The organism is Salinimonas profundi (genome assembly GCF_014750655.1).
Lineage (GTDB): Bacteria > Pseudomonadota > Gammaproteobacteria > Enterobacterales > Alteromonadaceae > Alteromonas > Alteromonas profundi_A.
In genome coordinates this window covers 1-21,183 of the sequence record NZ_JABBXD010000001.1, presented here as the reverse complement: position 1 = coordinate 21,183, position 21,183 = coordinate 1, and the positions used below count along the sequence as shown (strand labels likewise).

Below are 21,183 nucleotides of genomic sequence, written 5' to 3'. Positions count from 1 at the left end.
TTAAATTTTTGCAAGTAAATCTCTCCTATCAGGTAAGTCGCTTATTGTCCGTTTATAGCTCATAACTAACTGATTTTAAGTTTGTACTTCCGTTCAACATTTATCCGGTGCCGATTAAGATCTGTGTCATTTAAACTGCAACCCCTTGTGCGGTAAACATGTTTCAATATTTACTTTCTGGCTTACCGAATTTCGTTAAAGGTTTAGGAATTAATTCAACATGCTTATATTGAAAAATCAGAGCTTGTATACAAGCAAAGCAGAAAGGGAAAGATTATGATTTCGACGAGTCAATTGCTGCTTTTGGCAACATTTTCGCTATTAGCGATGCAACCTGTACTTGCGCAGGAACGAGAGCGCATCTCATTCAATGAAGGCTGGCGTTTTTTCAAATACGCGTCAATGAATGAGGCCGATTCTCTGATTTATGATGTTCGACCCGAGATTTTAAAATTTGACGACAGCAATAATGCTGATGCTAAACCTACCGATGCGATAGAGGTAAAGACCAGACAACAGGTACTAAAACCTTGGGTAATGCCGACTGGTAATGATTTTATTGCGAATCCTTCCTCCCGCTATGTACGGCCGCCGGGAAATCCCGGCGAAGACTTCCCTTTTGTTCAGCCTGATTTTAATGACAGCGACTGGAAGATTGTTAACCTCCCCCATGATTGGGCTATAAAAGGCCCTTTTTTCACTGGCAAAGACCCTGAAGTGGGTGGCGGTATGGGTCGCCTTCCAAGTCATGGTGTTGCCTGGTATCGAAACAGTTTTACGCTGAACCAGGCTGATGCAGATAACCAAATTTATTTGGATATTGACGGAGCAATGTCATATTCAATGGTGTGGCTTAATGGGCAGTTGGTTGGCGGCTGGCCCTACGGGTACTCATCCTATCGGTTGGACTTAACACCGCATATCAAAGTGGGAGAAGAAAACCAACTGGCAATTCGTCTTGATAACCCTCCAAAGTCCTCCCGCTGGTATCCCGGGGGCGGCATTTATCGTAATGTCTGGCTGGTTAAAACCAGCCCGGTACATGTTAAGCATTGGGGAACGCAGGTAATCAGCAGTAACATCAGCTCTAAGTCGGCCGATATTGCATTTACCGTAGCGTTAAAAAACCACTCAGATAAAACGCAAGAACTTACGCTCACAAACCAGATTTTTGAATTGGACAAAAATAGTCAGATTAGCGGTGACGCAGTGGCAAGCTTTGACAATAAAAGCGTAATACTGCCGAAAGGCGAGGAAAGTGAGCTCACAGCATCACTGACATTAAAAAATCCAAAACTCTGGGGGCCGCTACCCAAGCAACAACCTAATCGCTACACCATCGTCACAAACGTTATGCACGGGGACAGACAGCTAGATACATTTCATACTAACTTCGGTATACGCAGTTTGCGGTTTGACCCTGATAGCGGAGTCTATGTAAATGGCCAGCATATTCCGCTCCAAGGCGTCAATCAGCACCACGATTTGGGGCCGCTTGGCGCAGCATTTAATCTTAGTGCAGCTAAACGACAGCTTGAAGTGCTAAAAGAAATGGGTGTTAACGCTATACGAATGGCACATAACCCGCCAGCCCCGGAGTTATTGGAACTTACCGACAAGATGGGAATACTGGTGTTAAATGAGTCATTTGATAGCTGGTATAAGAAAAAAACACCACTGGATTTTCATCTGATTTTCGCTGACTGGCATGAACAGGACTTACGCGCTCTAGTTCGTCGCGACCGCAATCATCCATCGGTAATCATGTGGTATATTGGCAATGAAGTGGGCGAGCAATATACTGGGGAAGATGGCGCTCGTATTGCTCGTCAACTTAAAGCGATAGTCAAAAGTGAAGATCCCACTCGACCTGTCACAGCGTCAATGAATTGGGCTAAAGCCGACTTCCCATTTACGGCCGCGATGGATCTCATTAGCCTAAACTATCAGGGCGAGGGGATCCGTCAGTTGCCTGAATTCGAAGGCACCGATCGCATTCGCACGCCGCCTTCTTATCCTGCTTTCCATCAAGCCCATCCTGATAAGGTGATTCTGTCCTCTGAGACAGCTTCAGCGTTCAGCTCCCGCGGAATTTACCTGTTTCCGGTAACCGACGAAACCAGTGCGCCCGTACGCGATGGGCGCGGCGGCGACTCGACTTCACATCAGGTGAGCTCCTACGAACTCCATGCGGTAGATTTTGGTTCCTCGGCTGACAAAGTATTTAAATACCTTGATAGGCACCCTTTTGTGGCTGGACAGTTTGTCTGGAATGGCTGGGACTATATTGGCGAACCCACACCCTATTACTCCTCGCGCAGCTCTTATTCTGGCATGATCGACTTGGCGGGATTCAAAAAGGATCGCTTCTATATATACCAAAGCGAATGGCGACCCGAGTTACCTATGGTACATATATTGCCACACTGGAACTGGCATGGACGCGAAGGCAAGATAACACCTGTACATATTTTTACTTCCGGCGACGAGGTAGAACTGTTCGTCAATGGGAAGTCCCAGGGCCGAAAAAAGAAGGGAGCATTTGAATACCGCTTACGCTTTGATAACGTACGATTCCAGCCCGGTACTTTAAAAGCAGTAGCTTACAAAGAGGGGAAAAAATGGGCTGTAGAAACTGTGAAAACCTCCGGCAAACCTGCTGGTATGCGGTTAAGCCCTGATCATAACGTCATTGACAGCGATGAGGAGGATTTGTCATTTATCACCTTAGATATTATTGATGCAAACGGTCAAATTGTTCCTACTGCCACCAATGAAGTGAAATTTTCTGTGTCTGGTAATGGCAGAATAATTGCCACCGCAAATGGGGACTCTACTAATTTCACTCCGTTTCCTTCCCCCACGCGCAAAGCTTTTAGTGGTAAGGTATTAGTGATTGTTAAAAGCAAAAACGGACAACCGGGCAGCTTTACAGTTACAGCAAACAGCGAAGGGCTCGAATCAGCACATGTTAAAATAAATGTGAAATAATGCCTATTTAAACGCTAAGAGCTTCAAAATCAAGCATACTGGGCACGCCGGGTAATTACACTTTCGTGCCCAATACTGATATTGATGAATAAAACACCTGAACTATTATTTGCCCTGCTCCCAACTTCTCCATCTTTGAAACTGCTTTACCTTCTCTCTTGGACTAAGATGATAATTTCGCATGAACTGCTGGCGATATGATGTGGCGATTTGAAAGCCAATCTTTTTGAGGCGCCGCTCCCACTTTCTCGTAGTATAGAGTTAATCCTTAACTAACCCCATCCAGGTAACTGTTTCACCGTCATTAGGTGTCAAAATAGCAATATGGGACATGGCAGAATCCGGTGCAGCACCATGCCAGTGTTTGGTATGAGGAGGGATAGTGACAACATCACCTGGTAGTAGGGCTTTCGCCTTGTTGCCTTCTTGTTGAACCCTCCCTTTACCGGAAATAATGATGAGTGTTTGCCCTTTAGGGTGTGTATGCCACGCAGTTCGGGCACCTGCCTCAAATTCGACCATCGCGCCCCTGTAATGCGAGGAGACCGAAGAGGTAAAGCGTGACGTGATTTTTGCGTTGCCAGTAAACTTATCCGCTGCCCCCATCGTGGCTGACCTATCCCGATTGACCATAACAGTAGCTATATTGGTGTCAGTCATCGCGATATTCAGCTCGTCAGTCAGTATCTTCTGTGCTCTGGTGGCACTACCCTGGCTCACGGTTTCAATTAATATCTGCGTAAATTCGCGAAGCTGCGAATTTGTGTATCCAACCCGTTGAGAAAGTTTCATATGCGATGTGAGTTGTGCTTCAGCACCAGTCATTGCCGATAACATGCTGATGGTAACGAGCTCCCTGTCCTTGACGCTTAAAACATCCCGATAAAAAATATCGGCAAACAGATGCTCTACAAGAAAGATATCAATAGTTGGCACAAATGCCGCGTAGCCTGTTGTGCGATTTGAAATATCTCTGCCGACTAAATCGTTACCTACTTTATGACCGACGGCATTTGCGTTGTAGTTAGCGGGCACAGGGGTAGCTTCTGCGCCTGTCTTATCGGCGATCCCTTGCGCCTTGCGCTCCTCTGTTACCGTGATGAAAGTATTGATTCCATTCAGCGCGCGAGGGAACCCCGCGTAGGCATAAGAGTGAATAAAGATTTCTTTGACTTCATTAACTGTCAGCCCCTTATTCAGCCCGTCGTTGAGCGCCTTCTCTAGCGCCTGTGTATCTCCTGTGGCAGTGAGTGCAGCAATAGGGATAATGGCTTTCTGTCTGTCCGTGAGTGCGGTGTCTGCATCTTTGGCATAAGCAGTAGCGACAGTGAGCATACAAAAGCACAAACCCTGCATTACGAATAACAATTTCTTGGTTACTAACGTCGTCATATTCATTTTGTGAGCCTTCTTATTCGGGAGAATGCCTGGAGATTAGTCCAAGCCTTTTTTGCTTAGCCAGTCAGCCATCAATTCAGCGATTTCTAGATTATTCAGATCAGAAAAGGGGAAGTGTGTATTGCCATACATGCCCACCTTCGGTAAGTGCACAACCTGGGCGTCACCACCATGACGATTAATCGCGTCTGCCCATTCATAGGCCATTTCTAGTCGCACCCGCCAGCCATCCTGTCCGGGCATATTACTGGGTTGTTCGGGGATATTGTCGCCGTAATAAATGACGATAGGGATTGTGGTGAGCTTGATAAATTCTGTCAGCGACACTTCTTTTGCGGTTAGTTCACCACTTGAGCTTGGTTTGGGTTCAGGCACTTCGCCTGCTGGAAATACAAAATTACTGCCAGGTTCATAAGACACAATGGCCTTAATTTTGGGATTTTGCATGGCTGCCTGCCAGCCCATACCGCCACTATGAGAGTGCGTCACAAGAATGCCGTCGCCAATTTTGTCGAAAAGCGCGTCCACTGCATCAGCGTTTACATCGACATCAATCGGGCCAATGTCCGGTGTCATTTGCCGGAAATACTGCTCCAGTGAAGCGTCATCAGTAGGAAACTGTACATCGGTAAAATACTCCGGCCATTGTCCTACCCGAAATACATTAAACCACTTTTGTTTCATCTGGTATTGGTGTGTATGTGCCAGGCTGCGTACCTTTTCCCGCATTTCCGCGACGAGGCTGGTCAATAAGATAAACGCCGTAACCTTTGCGTAAAAAGATATTTTGATACCCCTCACGCCCGTCAGGCGTGGACTCCCAGGTTTTAGAAAACTGACCGAAGCCATGCCACATCACTAGTGGATAGGAGCGCTTGTCTACCGGAACCTGGTAAAACACATACGCATGGTCACCATGCAGGGTCTGTCCATCGGTGCTAAGTTCAATGGGATCGAATTCGCCTTTACTTTGTATTGTGGAGCCACCCACTGCAAAGCTACCCTGTTCAGCAATCATTATCGGTGATTGCGTAGCGGTGCGTTCTGTTGTCGAACAGGCACTCACGATAAGCGCAACCAGCACCATTAGTATTCCGGTATGGCTGGGTTTCATCTGAATTTTCATATTACGGCTTCCTTAACCTAGCGTGTCGGCAAAAAACGCGGTGAATTTAACCATTGCCTCATCAACATAGTGGGGCTTCCAGTAAGTTTCTATGTGCGTAGCCCTATCGATAAGGTGCATTGCTTTTGATTCTGTTCCTGTTGCCAACGCATAGGCTTCTTTTGTCATGTAGAGTGAGTCGGCTTCACTTCCTGCCACCATCAGTAGCGGCTGGTGAAGTAATGCCATATTCGTAGTGGCATCAAAGTTCATCAGTGACAGCAAGCTGCTCTCGGTGTAGCGAAATGTAGAATTTGGATGAGCATGCGTGTCCCAATAGTATTCGAATCCCTGGCGATAGAGTTCAAACGGTAGGGCTGAAATTTGTTCCTCGCTGAGTTTAGTATCACCAACATAGGTAACTTCGCCAGTCAGCGCTTCTTTTTGGCTGGCATCAGAAGCAGATACTAGTCGCTGCTGTACTGTGTCCAATGCAGAATCCATATAGCCATTACGCCGAACCCGCCCAGTATTAAACATGCTTAAGGTTGCAATCGACTGAAATCGTTTATCTGTCTGGGCTGCCTTTAAAGCGTAGCCGCCACCCCCACATATACCCAGTAAACCAATGCGCTCAGGATCAACGCCTTCGAATCTGGATATAAAGTCTGCCATGCCGTGAATGTCATCTATACGATTGGCAGGTTTATCAACGTTTCGAGGTTCTCCGCCGCTTTCTCCCTGGTAGGCAGCATCAGCGACAATAGTGATGTACCCTTGCTCAGCAAGCCGCTGAGCGTACAAACCAGCAACCTGCTCTTTGACACCACCATTGGGGTGGGCAACAACAATGGCCGGATAGCTTCTTGAGGTATCGTACTCACGCGGTGTATAAACGTTTGCGGCAATGCTGATTCTGTTTACCACATACCTGACTGAGCGAATATTGACTTCGCCACTTTCATTCTCTGTAATCGCGCCTTTATAAACTAAAGTGAACGGGTTTTGCTGATAATCAGCGGAGCTTGCCTCTCCCGACAGTAAATGTACGGTTAACAGCAACGCTGCTGTCTTTGCTATTACTCTCATTTACATTTCTCCTCACCAGCTCTATCTGGTAAACCCATCAGGGGCTTACAATTATTCGTGGTACTGGTAATAACATAGCGACTAAGCGGCAAAGCCAGTATTCAATTCCTGCTCAATGATTGCCTATTTCTCTGGGATGCGATTGAATCGGTATTACCGTGTTTCATACGGCGCTATACTTAATGCAGAAGTCTTGGCGTTCCAGGTGATGTGAATGAAGACAGAGTCAGTGTTAGCAAACCAGATGAGTAGTCTTGCAAACAGTATTGCAAGGCTAACAGAGAACGAAGGGTATTTACCCACAAAGGTGCCAGGCCTGACAGTCTTCAAGAAGACGGATGCCGCCAAGCCTATTGCCGGATTGTATGAACCGAGTGTGTGTCTTATTGCCCAAGGTGCAAAACGTGTACAACTAGGAGACGAAAAGTACACGTACGATACTCAGCACTACCTTTTCTCCGGCGTTCATTTGCCCGTTGTTGCGCAGGTTATTGATGCCAGTAATGAAGTGCCATACCTTGGGCTTAAACTCACATTTGACTATCAGGAAATTACTCAGTTAATGACCGATAGTCAGCTTCCGCCTTCAAGAACCAAACGCGCTGAACGAGGCATGGTGACTGGTAAGTTGTCACCACCTTTGGTAAACGCGTTTCAACGAATGATTGACCTGGTTGATGAAACAGAACAAATCGCTGTACTCGCACCATTAGTAAGAAAGGAAATCTTCTATCGGCTTCTGATGGGAGAACAAGGGAATACTCTTCGACAACTTGCTGCCATGGGCACGCAGACCTACCAGGTTGCCAAAGCGATATCCTGGCTAAAAACACACTTCTCAGAGGCCGTGCGGGTAGAACAGTTAGCCCAGATAGCCAACATGGGCGTATCTACGTTTCACCATCATTTTCGTAACATGACGGCGATGAGTCCATTGCAATACGTTAAACAGCTTCGCCTGCAAGAAGCAAGGAACCTGATGCTCACAGAATATCTTGATGCAGCTTCGGCAGCGTTTCAGGTTGGCTATGAAAGTCCGTCCCAATTTAGTCGGGAATATGGTCGCTTTTATGGCTGCTCCCCTGCCAAAGATGTGAGCGAGCTTCGAAATAAATTGGCTCAGGCTTGATTGTCGTAGAATATGAATTTATATCTCTACTAAAAGCATTCGCTACATGTCTATAAATAAATTCAGACTGCTAATACAGATATTTTAGTACGGGGATTCTCTTTATCCAGACACCAAAGTCCGGTATAAAAAGGAAAACTTTGAAAGTGAGATTAGTAATCGGATCAATGAAGAGCATCTTGGAGAGCAACAGGCCCGTCCAACTATGCCAGATCGTCCGTGACATTCTTGCGCTGGCTCATTTATTAATGCTGCATTGCAGTAATTTGTAAAAATCTGTAAGAGGTTCCTATCGGCAATCAGTAAAATTGAAGATACTTGCAGGGTCATACTTCTTAGAGGTCTGATTACAAAGTAAAACTTTTATTCGAAGTGATCCGATGTTAGTTTCAATTTATATACTGAAAAACTAACTTTATTGAGGCAGTGTAAACCTCCCCTAATTAGTTACACCCATAATTAGAGGTTTCGGCCTGTTCATGCTTGGTTAAATATTTCCATGGTGTCAGATCATTCAGCGCATCATGGGGGCGTTCTTCGTTATATTCAGTCACCCAGCTATCTGTCAGTTCACGCACTTCATTGAGTGTTCTGAAGACGTACATATTGAGTATTTCGTCGCGGTAAGTCCGGTTAAAACGCTCGATGTAAGAGTTTTGTGTAGGCTTACCCGGTTTGATAAATTCCAGCGCGATGCCATGCTCTTCCGCCCAGTCGGCCAGTGCGATGGAGATGAACTCTGGCCCATTGTCCATGCGTAGTTTGGCTGGGTAACCTCGCCAGGCGACGACGCGTTCCAGTACGCGTACAACCCGCTGCGACGGCAGGTTTAAATCAATCTCAATGGCCAACGCTTCACGGTTGAAGTCGTCCACCAGGTTAAACGTTCTGAAGCGCCTGCCGCATTGTAGGCTGTCACACATAAAGTCCATCGACCAGCAATGTTTGGCCTGAGCTGGAACCGCTAGAAGCTCTGGGTTTCTTGCTGGTAGGCGTCGTTTTCCTCGTCGGCGTTTATTCAGCTTTAGCTCGCAGTAAATGCGATACACACGTTTATGGTTCCAGCCGTGACCCCAGCGTTTTAGGATCTTAAATAGCTTACTGAATCCGTAGGCGGGATACCGTTCAACGGCTTCCTGTAGCTTTGCGATGATCTTGTCATCGCGCGCTTTATCCGGCTGATAACGATAGACCGAGTAACTGATGCCAACTACGCGACACGCCATCCGCAAACTGACGCCATGCTACTCTCGCGCATAATTCACTAGTTCACGTCTGATCGCTGGCTTTACAGCTTTTTTTCAACGATATCTTTCAATATCCGGTGTTCCAGGCTGAGATCGGCAAACATCGATTTCAGCCGCCTGTTCTCGTCCTCAAGCTCTTTCAGGCGCTTGATGTCCGAGGCCTCCATACCACCGTATTTGGCTTTCCAGTTGTAGTAGGTGGCGTCTGAAATGCCGTACTCACGGCAGACCTCTTTAACCAGTCGGCCAGCTTCCACTTCCTTCAGAATCTTAACGATTTGTGTTTCTGTGTATCGGGACTTTTTCATCAGGAGTTCTCCTTCTTGGCTCAGTGTACGCCGAAGAACTCTAAAAAGGTATGTCACTAGTTTAGGGGAGGTTTACATAATTAGGAGAGGTTTTCACTACCTTTTAGCTATTTGTCAAAATATAGGAGAAAATTAAAGTGAGCGTACTTTAAGTTCATTTGTTTCCTGACAGGTTTAGGGTGATGGCAATCCTTTTAAATGAGCAAAAAATAAATTGGAGATTTGAGATATGCTATCGCCGGTGAAAAGGCGGTTGCTAGTAATGTTTTTGAGGTCGCGGTAAGAGCGCATAGCACAACATCAATTACTGCTGTACAAAGCAGTTCGCGACAGTTTTAATGCATCCAGATTCAAGCTTACCACGAAATCGGGCACGCCAAAAAGCGTCGGCCAATTTTCTGAAAATGAGCTAAAGGCAATACTTAGCGGTGTCGATTGGTTGGCGGCGATTCAATCCGGTAGCTGAAATTTTTATCACTGTTTCCGCTCCGTTATAGGGAAGCTATTTGAGAAATAACAATGTTGGTTGCTAAACGCCGTGAGAGCAAGCCACTACTGAGCGCTGGTCGAAAACACTTCTCAAAAGCTAGCCTGGACCAATATAAGTTAAACGTTTTTATTAACGACCCAATCGGGTTTACACTGCTTTAATTTGTGCTATAAAATTAATATTGAGAAAGTAAAGCCACGATAATCATGAAAAAATTGATAGCAAGACACACTAAAGCTGTTAAAAAGTTTGAAATGGATCTGAGAAGTCACGAGTTCTATTGGACCGTGAGAGAGGCTCAATCCGAGGTTGACGATATTTGCGAAGCAACTATCGTATTACTTGAAAAGCATAGATACAAAGTCAAAGCGTGGCGTAAAAGGCTAAATTTTTTGAAAATCCCCAGGAGTTAACATAGGCTGAGTGTTGTGGAGGTTGATATGACGTGCCCACTTTTTCAAGGTACCCGGCGCAACGCCGCACAGCTTTGCTTTAACAAACCTTTGTACAACATTTCTACTTCTTTAAGCTCCTTCAATCAAGAGCTTTGCTGATGACTCTTCAAAATAATTATCTTATCAACAGCATCTCGAGCTGTAATAGCACGTTAATCTCCAAATGCTCTCGCCATGAACACCCCAATTACTTTACTTAATTGCGCCACTTATTTTTTATGAAATTCACTGCGTGGTTGGTGTCAACCACATTGCCCCCCTACGTCGAAAACCAAGCAGACTGTACATACTTAAATGTCGGGCTGTATAAGCCTTAACAAAGGCCGTCTTTGTCTTCTTGTTGTACACGCACTTCCGCGAAAAGTTTTTCACTTGAAACAGTATACCGGCTGAGCTTGTAACCAAAAGTGTAGAAGTTATTGTTAAAAACTTTTAATCTAGCCTCCATCTGTGTGAGCATGGTGTTGTTAACTTTCGGACTAATCAACGCAATGATGGACCGTAACTATTTGGGTTATTGAACAAACTCTCACAATATGAGCAGTGCAGTCAGAATCAAGGAAATGAAGTTTCTCTACCTTTAAAGCCTACCGTGCACTGTCTGCTGCATTGAGTGATTTACAATATTTATAAATAAGAACCTGACTATGAATTTGGTAGATCGACACAATATAAAAGTAATAGGGGAGCGCGGCCCTGTTATAGTCCTTGGTCATGGCTTTGGATGTGATCAAACGATGTGGAAACACGTCGCCCCTATATTGGCTAATAACTACAGAGTTGTATTATACGATCTTATGGGTTGCGGAAAATCTGACATCTCTATGTACAGCTATAGTAAATATAACAGTCTTAATAGTTATGCTATGGACTTGCTAGAAGTTATAGACGAAATAAATTCCAATGCCCCTGTAGTATTCGTTGGACATTCTGTGAGCGCAAATATTGGGCTTTTAGCTAGTATTGAATCGCCTAACAAGTTTCACTCTCAGGTTATGGTCAGCCCTTCACCATGCTTTATCAATAATGGGGACTACAATGGAGGGTTCACACGAGCTGATATTGAAGAACTATGCGAGGCTGTTGAAAGTAACTTTTTAAAGTGGTCTACATCAATGGCACCGATTATTATGGGAGCTCCTGAGAAGCCAAAGCTTAGTGCAGAATTGGGTGAAAGCTTCTGTCGCACTGAACCGGAGATAGCTCATCATTTCGCCCGCGTGACCTTTTTTGCTGATCATCGAGCCGATTTACCTAAATGTAAAATCCCTACACTTATACTTCAATGCACTGATGATTTTATCGCGCCAACCTCAGTCGGGGACTATTTAAAACAGAAATTGCCCAAAGCTACGCTAGTTAAAATTAAAAATGTAGGCCATTGTCCACATATGAGCGCACCTCAGGCATGCCTCGGGGCGATTGATGATTTTCTAAAAGAATACGAATTCAAGCATCCGGCTATTCTATGATACCTGAAAATATAGATTTTTTTGAAAATGCCGCCTGTGGCCTTCTGATTTGCGGGACAGATGGAGCTATTGTTCGTGTAAATAAAACTTTTTATAAATGGCTTGGCTACTCCGAATCTGAATTTACAACAAAAAGTAATATAGACACCTTATTTACTTTAGGTAGTCGATTCTATTTCCATGCTCAACTAACACCTCTATTGCAATTAGAAGGTGCCGTCTCGGAATTTCTGCTTTCATTAAAAGGCAAAAACGGGGAGCGTGTACCAATGTTGGTTAATGCAGCTCAGCAAATTGATGGGCATATTACATACAATTCTTTCGCGTTTTTTTTGGCTCGAGAGCGCCATAGCTACGAGCAACAGTTAGTAACTGCTCGCGAATCTGCTGAAAATAGCTCTCGTGAATTACTTGAAACTCAGAAAACATTAAAAGAAAATCAATACTTTCTCGGTTTGGCTATGAAAAGCGCTAAGATGGGAGTTTGGAACTATGATTTGGTCTCTAGCCGAATCCACTTTAGCGAAGAGCTGTTAGTATTGATGGGATTGTCTAAAGATTGCTCATATCATAAGCCGCAAAATTTTTATGAGTTAATACATCCGGACGATTTGTCACAATTTGACGATGCGATTAATACGGCTATTGAGAAAAATAGTGATTACGAGGTCGAATTCAGGCTGAAGCATAGCTCCGGGAGTTGGCTAAGTATGGAAAGCCGGGGAAATGTGATTTTCAACAGCGAGAGAATATGTACTAATATTTTAAGCATTTTCATTGATATCAGCGAGCATAAGAACTCACAAAAAGAACTAGCAGATGCAAATAAGCAATTGGCTGAAGCTGATCGAAAAAAAGATGAATTTTTAGCTACACTGGGTCATGAGTTACGTAACCCTTTGGCCCCAATTAGGAATGTACTAAAGCTCATCGAACATGATTCTGAATGTCGCCAAAATCTCAATGACTACTATTCTATGTTGAATCGTCACATGACTCAAATTGAACACATCGTCGACGACTTACTGGAAGTCACTCGTATCAGTAGGGGGCGGCTAGAGCTAAAAAGAACCATGGTCGACATCTGTGAAGTTACGAGGATGGCTATTGAGTCATCGAGTGCTTTGATTGAAGCAGGCAACCACACTTTAGATGTAACATTTCCTAGTTCTACAGTTATGATTTACGGGGATCCAACTCGCCTTAATCAAATAATAGTTAATCTTTTATCTAATGCTGCTAAGTATACTCCCAAGGGAGGCCATATCAGACTGTCTGTTCAGTCTATAGGAACAAGCATTGAGATCCGGGTTAAAGACTCTGGAATAGGCATTCCTCCTGAGAAGCTCAGAGCTATATTTAATATGTTTACACAGCTAGAACCAGCTAGTGAGCGAGGCCAAGGCGGATTGGGGATAGGGCTTGCTTTGGTTAAACAGTTAGTAGAAATGCATGAGGGGCATGTCGAAGTATACAGCCCAGGAATAAATGAAGGCACTGAATTCACGGTTACAGTACCTATTGCGCCCTCCAGCGAACCTATTGAGCAACCTGCTTCAGAGGAAGAGGGACAAAGCATTTCTCCCAAAAGAATTTTAATCGTTGATGATAATGAAGACGCTGCGGATAGTCTTGGGTTACTGCTTGAATTCGATGGACATATTATTAAAGTTGCCTATTCCGGTAAAAAAGCAATAGAAGTAACAGAGACTTTTCGACCGAGCGTTATTCTATCGGATATTGGGTTGCCTGATATAAGTGGATATGAAGTTGCAAAAATTTTGCGCCGGCAAGAAGTGTCTAAAGGGATCTATATGGCTGCTATTAGCGGCTGGGGCTCTCAAAAAGATAAACAACGAGCACTTGAAGCTGGTTTCGATCAACATTTTACAAAGCCATTAAATTTACCGGAACTAAAGTCTGCTTTACGAAAGATACCTCTTTAGCCCTTGAATAATCTTAACCCCGCTTCATATGAAAACATCCATATGAAACAGTGCGTTAAATAATAATTTAATGACGGTCGTTAGTTCTGTATTTTAAATTGATGTAGTCATCATTGTTTTCGCTCCGAGGGGTTAGAGTAATCGAAGCCGCGTGTGTAGCCGACGTCCATGAAAGTACTTTTTCGTCGATGGGTTCAACAGCTTGAGTTTGAACGCGGCAGTCTTCCAAAAAAAGTTTAAAGCGTTATTGCAAAAGCAGCAGTACATTTAGGAACTGGGAACTCGCGTGAATCGGCTAAAGCGAGAAAAATAATGTTTTAAACAAGGTTACTGCTCACTGCGAAATAACCTCTTAATCTCCGATGACACGAATTCCTACGCTTATAGATGCCAAAAGGTAGATTGAGCGTGCAACAGCGAAGCGTGTGTTCGATAGGTTTCGTTAGCCGGCCCTCATACGGACGCTTGTTAGCTGTGATCTTTTCTCGGAACTAGCACCATTCTTTCGATGAGATTTTCTTATTATGCTGTCCACTTAGTATACTCTACAGGCAGCAGGTAATTCAGTGAACATGTTGCCGAGCATAATTATAGTGTTCACTCCACAGATCTACTTTGTAACGAGCCTCGTCCATTGTTCTAAACTAATACTGATTCAGACACTAGTTTATGAATCTCCATTAGAGCCGTCTACGAAAGTATTCTGCGTTGGTTTACCTGGCTGAATAAAACCGAGCTCAACACCTCTTTTTCTACTCCAGAACATTGCCTGGCTGGTGACTTCTGTTCCGTTGTCGCAGATCACTTTTTCAGGCTTTTCTCCTTGCTCGATGAGCTGACCAGGGAAAGGTGCAACCTGACGACCGCTGATAGAAACAGATAAAAGCTGCCCGACTATTTCGCGGGAGTAATTAGCCACCACGTTTAGCACCCTGAACCGTCTGCCTTTACTAAGCTGACCAGATACGAAGTCCATAGACCATCCTTGATCCGGTGCCGTGGGTACCTCGATTGGTTGCCTGGGATGAGTCAGCTTCTTGCGCTCTTTCGTCCGTACTTGTAACGCTTCTTCAATATAAAGAAGGTACGTATGCTTGCGGTTGATGGCAAGTCACTGCCCTTTAGCAAGCCTAGGAGCACTAAGCATACATACCTCGGATACTTTACCGCCAATTCCTTCAGGCGCGACTGCACTGCGCTATTTGGCTTTGTAGTGAGGCAATATCTAAATGCGGTTCGATTAACATCAGCAAGCTTGCAGGCACCCTATTCACTGAGCCTAAACACATGAATAAGGTAACGGACGACAAACTTCCTTGCTGCTGGCGTTACCACTTATTTGAGAGCACGACCGTCATCGCTACCACTTCCAAAAACTTGTCAGCCAGCATCTTTTTGAGCTTATTGTTCTGAGACTCGAGCTCCTAATAGACGCTTACCTTCGTTGACTTCGAAGCCCGCATATTTGCTGCGCAAATTATAAAGTTTTCCTGATGAGATGCCATGTCATCCACCTTTGCGACAGATCCATACTGCTTGATGGCCTTGACGATTTGTTCTTCGCTATAGCGGTTCTTAATTTTGACCACCCTATTGTCTTCGGTTTATTGAAAATCTTATCGGTGTCATGGTGGTATTTTGGGGGAAAAGTCGAGATGACCACCTGTATTTAAATAGTCTTAAATAAGAAATTAAAAAACCTTATTGAACGTACTTAGAATTTATTTAAACCTCTATAAAGAAATGATTTAGAAGAAATTATTCTGTAGTCGCAATTTATTATAATAAAATTTATCTTTAAGTATTATTTTGTAATTTTAAAAAATTTTAATTTTACTATGAACAGCCCGTCAATCGTTGATGTATATACAGTGTTCAATAAACCAAACAGGACTTATCTATGGCAGAATCATTCAAATACAACAACCAAAAAGGTACTGGAGGAGAACTGCATCAATCGCCAGAGAATGCAAAACAAATGATGACCACTGCTCAAGGTTGTCCTGTTAAAGATGATCAAAATTCTCTAAAAATTGGTAGTCGCGGCCCGACACTTCTTGAAGATCATATCTTGCGGGAGAAAATATTTCATTTTGATCATGAACGGATACCTGAACGTGTTGTGCATGCACGGGGATATGGAGCACACGGCTATTTTGAAACATATGATGCCTATTCGGATTTAACTTGTGCTGACCTATTTCAAAGAAAAGGGGAACAAACGCCAGTTTTTGTTCGATTTTCAACAGTGGCAGGAAATATGGGCTCTCCTGATTTGGCACGCGATGTGCGCGGTTTTGCTGTAAAGTTTTATACCAAAGAAGGCAACTGGGATTTGGTTGGTAACAATATACCAGTCTTTTTCATTCAGGACGCAATGAAGTTTCCAGATCTAGTCCATGCTGCGAAACAAGAACCTGACCGCGGTTTCCCACAAGCGCAGACCGCCCATGATAACTTTTGGGATTTCACCAGTCTAACTCCTGAATCTATTCATATGCTAATGTGGGCTATGTCAGACCGAGCTATTCCAAGATCTTTTCGGTTTATGGAAGGGTTTGGAGTCCACACTTTTAAGTTCATAAATAGCTCAAATGAAGAAAAGTACGTAAAGTTTCACTGGAAACCAAAAAGTGGCCTTCAATCTGTAGTATGGAATGAAGCATTGAAAATTAACGGGGCAGACCCTGACTTTCACCGCCGAGACTTATGGAATGCAATTGACGCTGGCGATTATCCAGAATGGGAATTAGGCGTTCAGGTGTTCGACCAAAGGTTTGCTGACAAATTTAAATTTGATGTGTTTGATTCAACTAAATTAATACCAGAGGAAGATGTCCCTGTTCAGAAAATAGGAAAGTTGGTTCTAAACAAAATGGTAGACAACTTTTTCGCTGAAACGGAACAGGTCGCATTCTGTACCCAAAATATTGTTCCGGGTATTGATTTTACACCCGACCCACTATTACAGGGACGAAATTTTTCTTATCTAGATACACAGACAAAACGTCTTGGCGGTCCAAATTTTACTCACATCCCCATTAATGCCCCGCGATGCCCTATGCGACATTTTCAGCAAGATGGGCATATGGCGATGCACAATCCGAAGGGGCGGGTAAACTATGAACCCAATTCGTGGGATCGTGATGAAAATAACCCCAGAGCCTGTGCTACTAGAGGTTATCAAAGCAGTTCTCAACCTGTTGAAGGCGACAAACTAAGGTATCGCTCTAAGACTTTCGCTGATCACTACAGCCAAGCAATTCAATTTTATAATAGTCAGACTCAAGTAGAACAAAGACATATTAAAGATGCATTTATTTTCGAATTGTCGAAGGTCCAAACACCAGCTATTAGAGAGCGAGTGGTATCGCATCTAATGAATGTTGATGAGTCTTTGGCCAAAGGTGTTGCCCAGGGCTTAGGGATACCTTCTTTACCAGAAAAGGCCGAGACTGCAATGCCGCCACAGACTGATCTAAAAATATCTGATGCTTTAAGTATTCAGAAAAATAATCCAAACTCGTTCAAGGGAAGAAAATTAGGTATTTTGTGCTGTGATAACGCCGATGATGAAGTTTTGAATCGAATAATTGAGGATATTAGAAAAGAAGGCGCAATGTATGAAGTTGTCGCGCCTACGGTTTATGGTATTACTACCAAAGCTGGCAAACGTATCGACGGGCACCAACAAATTGATGGAGGTCCTTCTGTATTATATGACGCTGTAGCAGTGGTTCTTTCAGAAGAGCATGCGAAGAATGTTGTGAGTATTCCAGAAGCCAAAGACTTCGTGACAGATGCACATATGCACAACAAATTTATTATTTACAATGAAGCAGCGATGCCATTGATACGAGAAGCCAATCTTGAAGATAAAATGGATGCCGGTTATCTCTTAGTCGAATCTAGCCAAACCGCCCCGCTAATTAAGAAACTTCGCCCTTTACGTTATTGGGAACGCTAGTATAAGGGGGCCTTGCCTCCTCTCTTAATATTTCGAGAAAATTAAGTATGCAACAGTCACCTCATATAGCTGTTGTTGGTAGTGGTCCTGCAACGGTATTTTTATTACTTTTCTATCCCAGCAAGGGGCTGAATCTTTATCGATTTCTATTTTTGAAAGCTCAGAAACTCCGGGTAAAGGAACTCCTTTTCGAGAAGAAAACTGCTGGACCACACTACTTTCTAATTTAAGTGTTGATGAAGTTCCCGAGCTACTCTTATCTTTCAAAAAATGGTGTGAAAATACTTACATATCGCTTCCAGAACAACAAATCCCCGATATTTGATAGGGCAATATTTTCATTGGAACTTTGTTGTTCTAATTAAGCATTTTCCCAATGTTCAATATTACATGAAGTATGAATTTCAACATATTAAAAATTTTGGCGAGATCTATCATGTGGTAACTAATGAAGGCTCGTATAGTAACTCCACTCATTTAGTAATTAATGCGGGGCATACCTATGAACCTAATAAGTTTATAAATACTATTCCTGCCTATCCTCTAACTTATTCAGTAAATGAGCAATACCGAAACTACCGCCTTATCGGTAGCTCAATGAGTGCGATAGACTGTTGTATTCGAGCGGCAGAATTATTGGGTTACTTCAAAAATCAACAAGGGGAATATCGCTATAATTCTAAAGCTAGTTTTTCGGTTACTATGTATTCACCGTCGAGTGCATTACCACATCTATTTTACCCTAGTATCGATATGAGTAAGCAGATACGGCGTTTGTACTCCCAGATAAGCCCCCCTCCCCTGGTAAGAAGATCAGTCAAGACTATCTGTTCAATCAGGTTTTTAAACCCATTCTCAGTGAAAAATGCTCACGACTATATGCACATATAGCCCATTTTTTACTGGAGCGAACAATTGTTTTTATTAACCGTTTTTTTGAAGGTATAGATGGGGCTACCCAATTAAAAGTCGCGATGTTATTAAACGATTCTGAATTCTCTCGCTTTCAGGGACTTATGGAAGCATTTATCGATACTTTGTAAATAGTATCAAGCTCTCTTACCCAAAGGGATTTCCAATTTTTTAGGCAAGCCCTGTATCCCTTCTTAACTAAAGTTAGTGGTGCATTACCTCAGGAAACTGCAAAAAAATTATATGCATTATTCAAATCTGGACGACTACGTCTAAGTCGCAAACACATATCCCACACATCAGACTTCGGCACAAAATCCCGATGGATCGACTGTCGTGGAGCAGAAAGTCTTAAAACTCCTGACTTCATTACAAATCTCGAGCATCAAGGAATCATTTCTTTATATACAGAGATGACTAATAGAAACGTGCTCACAGTTGTTGTTGACGATGAGTATCAAGCTAATGGATTCAATAAATCATCAAATATTTATATTGGTGCCACTACGCTATTAAGCGCAAAACTATTATCTTTGCCTGAATTAACAATAACAGCGAGAATTTCCTTCAGTATCGCAAGTTATTAGCAAAGAAAGTGAATGTTCAGAACAAAGGTAAAAAGTAATAGCTGGCATTGTAAATTAACGCACGTAGGGTTCAGAAATAAAATAGGGTACTAGTAAGAATAAACTACTTAATAAATTGAAATATTTTCATTTATTACGACTTTAATAATAAACCTCGGATTAATTATATGTATAACAATAACTTGCAAAAGTAAACCTGGCAAAAATATTGCAAATTTGTAAAGATAATAAACCAAAGAGATCTGCGATGAAGGTTAGCATTTTCACTCTAGTTAAAAACCGTACGAGTCAACTAAAGAATTTGATTCATCACCTTGAACAATGCTCTCCACTTCCTGATGAGTTGAATGTAATATGGATGCGCTCTCCAAATGGCTTGTCTCTAAGTAAGTCAGAACATTTTCAAATCAACCACAAATTCATCAGTCATGATTCTATTCCAATAGCTAAGGCGAAAAACAAAGGGTTAACTAGTGCAAGCTTTCCTTTAATAGGACACATCAACGTGGATATGCTTCCTCCACGTGATTTTATTGCCAAACATACGTGTAAGGCAAAATTAGGCTCTATCACAATACCTTCTTTATATATAGCTATTAAGGAAGAATCGCTGTATCGCGGGTATGATGCTCTTACGCTGGATTTATCAAAAAACATGCTTCCATGTAATTTGTATCAAAAATACGAGGATGGGCTAAACCGTTCCCTGTATTTTATAAATCGAAAGGACGCTGAAAAGTCAGGTGGATATGATGAGGCCCTGGAAGGGACTGGGGTTAATGATGAAGACTTTTTCGAAAAATGCATACGGATGGGCTTACGCATAGAAAAGGTTCATGAAGCGATTTTTTGTCAGTATAGAGCAAATTATTTTTGTCCACTTAATCATTGTCTTGACTTTATCCACAACGCTTCAATATTTCATAAAAAATGGGGATATTACCCCAACTTATCTATATTAAGTAAGTTCGTAGAATATGGAGTAATCAGTTCCGACTTTAGGCAAACAGGAATTCATGTAAAGCGTATGCCTACTTCTGAGGAAATCAACCAATCTATAAACCTTTCATTAAAAGGACCTTTAACAAAGCAACCATTGGAGGCCGCGATATGATTTCTCTTATAGAGTCAGCAGATAGTTCTGTTCGTGACTTTATAAGTCAAACTGGTTTTCCCTGCGCAGGAGCGAAGACTGCGTTAAATCGTAATCAAATAAAGAGTAAAGCTTTTAGCACTCTAGATGATGCCACTAATAACCTAGAAATATTACACTATCTTTATCAATTTATACACGATTTTTCAATTGATAAACATATGTACTCATCCTTTGTATGCGTATTCGATGGGCCCTATGACTATACTGAGCGCTATTACGAAAAGTTACTCTGGCAAAAGCTCCAGCAGCTACATGATATAGATTCGCGGCTGTATAGTTGGGATAGCGAGGTAAGCAGCAATCCAGAACATAATGATTTTAGCTTTAGTTTGGGAGGAGAAGCTTTTTTTATAATATGTTTGAATCCCTCAAGTCTTCGTAAAAGTCGTCGCTTTGAGTTCCCTTCTATTGTATTCAATTTGCATCAACAATTTGAGAAGTTGAGAAGCGAAGACAAGTTTGATTCTTTCCAGCAACATATTCGTCAAAGGGATAAAATTTTCAACGGCCAGGAGAACCCAATGTTAAATAATCACGGCTGTGACTCCGAGGCTCGCCAATATAGCGGACGTTCATTAGAACCCAATTGGAAATGTCCACTGCATGTAAGGCAGAAGACCAGTTATCCAAATAAAATTTGAGTATAATAGACCTGAATTTATAGGAAATTTGCATCAATAAAGTCTCAAGGTGTATTGGTCAATAAAACCCAGACACCTTTTTAGCTAATTCTTCTGCTTCTGCCGATAGTAGCCCATCGTTAAATTGATGCGGTCTTTTCCAGTTATAATAATTCATCAGGTAATATCCCACATCTCGTTTTGCTTCATTAGGCGAACGGTAGCCGGTTAATGGTAAGCGTCCGGTAATCCCCACATTCAAAACCTGACATAGCTACTGCATGGTGTTCTTCCACAAAGGAGAACACCCA

General features: G+C 42.8%; 11 protein-coding genes and 3 pseudogenes. 7 read left to right on the top strand and 7 right to left on the bottom strand.

Annotation, left to right across the window (positions count from 1 at the left end; all coding sequences use genetic code 11):
• Positions 1 to 276 precede the first annotated feature (276 nt).
• On the top strand, positions 277 to 2,991 hold the full coding sequence (galB, locus tag HHX48_RS00065) for a beta-galactosidase GalB (RefSeq protein ID WP_191021615.1): 2,715 nt from the start codon (positions 277 to 279) through the stop codon (positions 2,989 to 2,991).
• A 261-nt stretch (positions 2,992 to 3,252) separates the two neighbouring features.
• Here galB and HHX48_RS00060 read toward each other — a convergent pair whose 3' ends face one another.
• From HHX48_RS00060 to HHX48_RS00050, 4 genes are read right to left on the bottom strand one after another with little or no spacing between them, the layout of a single operon-like run.
• Positions 3,253 to 4,389, bottom strand: coding sequence for a (R)-mandelonitrile lyase (locus tag HHX48_RS00060; protein WP_223857942.1), 1,137 nt, complete (start codon positions 4,387 to 4,389; stop codon positions 3,253 to 3,255).
• A 36-nt stretch (positions 4,390 to 4,425) separates the two neighbouring features.
• Positions 4,426 to 5,073: an alpha/beta hydrolase gene (locus HHX48_RS18600; protein WP_223857940.1), complete on the bottom strand. Its 648-nt coding sequence runs from the start codon at positions 5,071 to 5,073 to the stop codon at positions 4,426 to 4,428.
• Entirely contained in the window at positions 5,054 to 5,515 is a 462-nt protein-coding gene (locus tag HHX48_RS18595; RefSeq protein WP_223857938.1) for an alpha/beta hydrolase family protein, read from the bottom strand. The genes HHX48_RS18600 and HHX48_RS18595 overlap by 20 nt, the downstream gene beginning before the upstream one ends.
• A 12-nt stretch (positions 5,516 to 5,527) precedes the next feature.
• Positions 5,528 to 6,583: an alpha/beta hydrolase gene (locus HHX48_RS00050; RefSeq protein ID WP_191021614.1), complete on the bottom strand. Its 1,056-nt coding sequence runs from the start codon at positions 6,581 to 6,583 to the stop codon at positions 5,528 to 5,530.
• 214 nt (positions 6,584 to 6,797) lie between these two features.
• On the opposite strand from HHX48_RS00050, the gene HHX48_RS00045 reads away from it, so the two are divergent.
• A complete protein-coding gene (locus HHX48_RS00045) occupies positions 6,798 to 7,712 on the top strand; it encodes an AraC family transcriptional regulator (RefSeq protein ID WP_191021613.1) in 915 nt (304 codons plus the stop codon).
• A gap of 443 nt (positions 7,713 to 8,155) precedes the next feature.
• Here the strand turns inward: HHX48_RS00045 and HHX48_RS00040 are convergent.
• Positions 8,156 to 9,267 (bottom strand): annotated as a pseudogene (locus tag HHX48_RS00040) (IS3 family transposase).
• 1,592 nt (positions 9,268 to 10,859) lie between these two features.
• Between HHX48_RS00040 and HHX48_RS00035 the strand changes: the two are divergent.
• Complete coding sequence (locus HHX48_RS00035) at positions 10,860 to 11,684, top strand: alpha/beta fold hydrolase (protein WP_191021612.1); 825 nt, start codon at positions 10,860 to 10,862, stop codon at positions 11,682 to 11,684.
• Entirely contained in the window at positions 11,681 to 13,630 is a 1,950-nt protein-coding gene (locus HHX48_RS00030; protein WP_191021611.1) for a PAS domain-containing hybrid sensor histidine kinase/response regulator, read from the top strand. The genes HHX48_RS00035 and HHX48_RS00030 overlap by 4 nt, the downstream gene beginning before the upstream one ends.
• 522 nt (positions 13,631 to 14,152) lie before the next feature.
• On the opposite strand, the pseudogene HHX48_RS00025 reads toward HHX48_RS00030, so the two are convergent.
• A pseudogene (locus tag HHX48_RS00025) lies at positions 14,153 to 15,210 on the bottom strand (integrase core domain-containing protein).
• Between the two features lie 320 nt (positions 15,211 to 15,530).
• Here HHX48_RS00025 and HHX48_RS00020 point away from each other — a divergent pair.
• From HHX48_RS00020 to gntA, 3 genes are all read left to right on the top strand, one after another.
• Positions 15,531 to 17,597, top strand: a complete 2,067-nt coding sequence (locus HHX48_RS00020; RefSeq protein ID WP_191021610.1) for a catalase — start codon at positions 15,531 to 15,533, stop codon at positions 17,595 to 17,597.
• A 1,746-nt stretch (positions 17,598 to 19,343) separates the two neighbouring features.
• On the top strand, positions 19,344 to 20,210 hold the full coding sequence (locus HHX48_RS00015; protein ID WP_191021609.1) for a glycosyltransferase family 2 protein: 867 nt from the start codon (positions 19,344 to 19,346) through the stop codon (positions 20,208 to 20,210).
• Positions 20,207 to 20,893 (top strand): guanitoxin biosynthesis heme-dependent pre-guanitoxin N-hydroxylase GntA, encoded by a 687-nt coding sequence (gene gntA / locus HHX48_RS00010; RefSeq protein ID WP_191021608.1) that lies wholly within the window; start codon positions 20,207 to 20,209, stop codon positions 20,891 to 20,893. Before HHX48_RS00015 ends, gntA begins: the two co-directional genes overlap by 4 nt.
• 58 nt (positions 20,894 to 20,951) lie before the next feature.
• Here the strand turns inward: gntA and HHX48_RS00005 are convergent.
• Positions 20,952 to 21,110 (bottom strand): annotated as a pseudogene (locus tag HHX48_RS00005) (IS3 family transposase); the annotation flags it as partial.
• Positions 21,111 to 21,183: the final 73 nt, after the last annotated feature.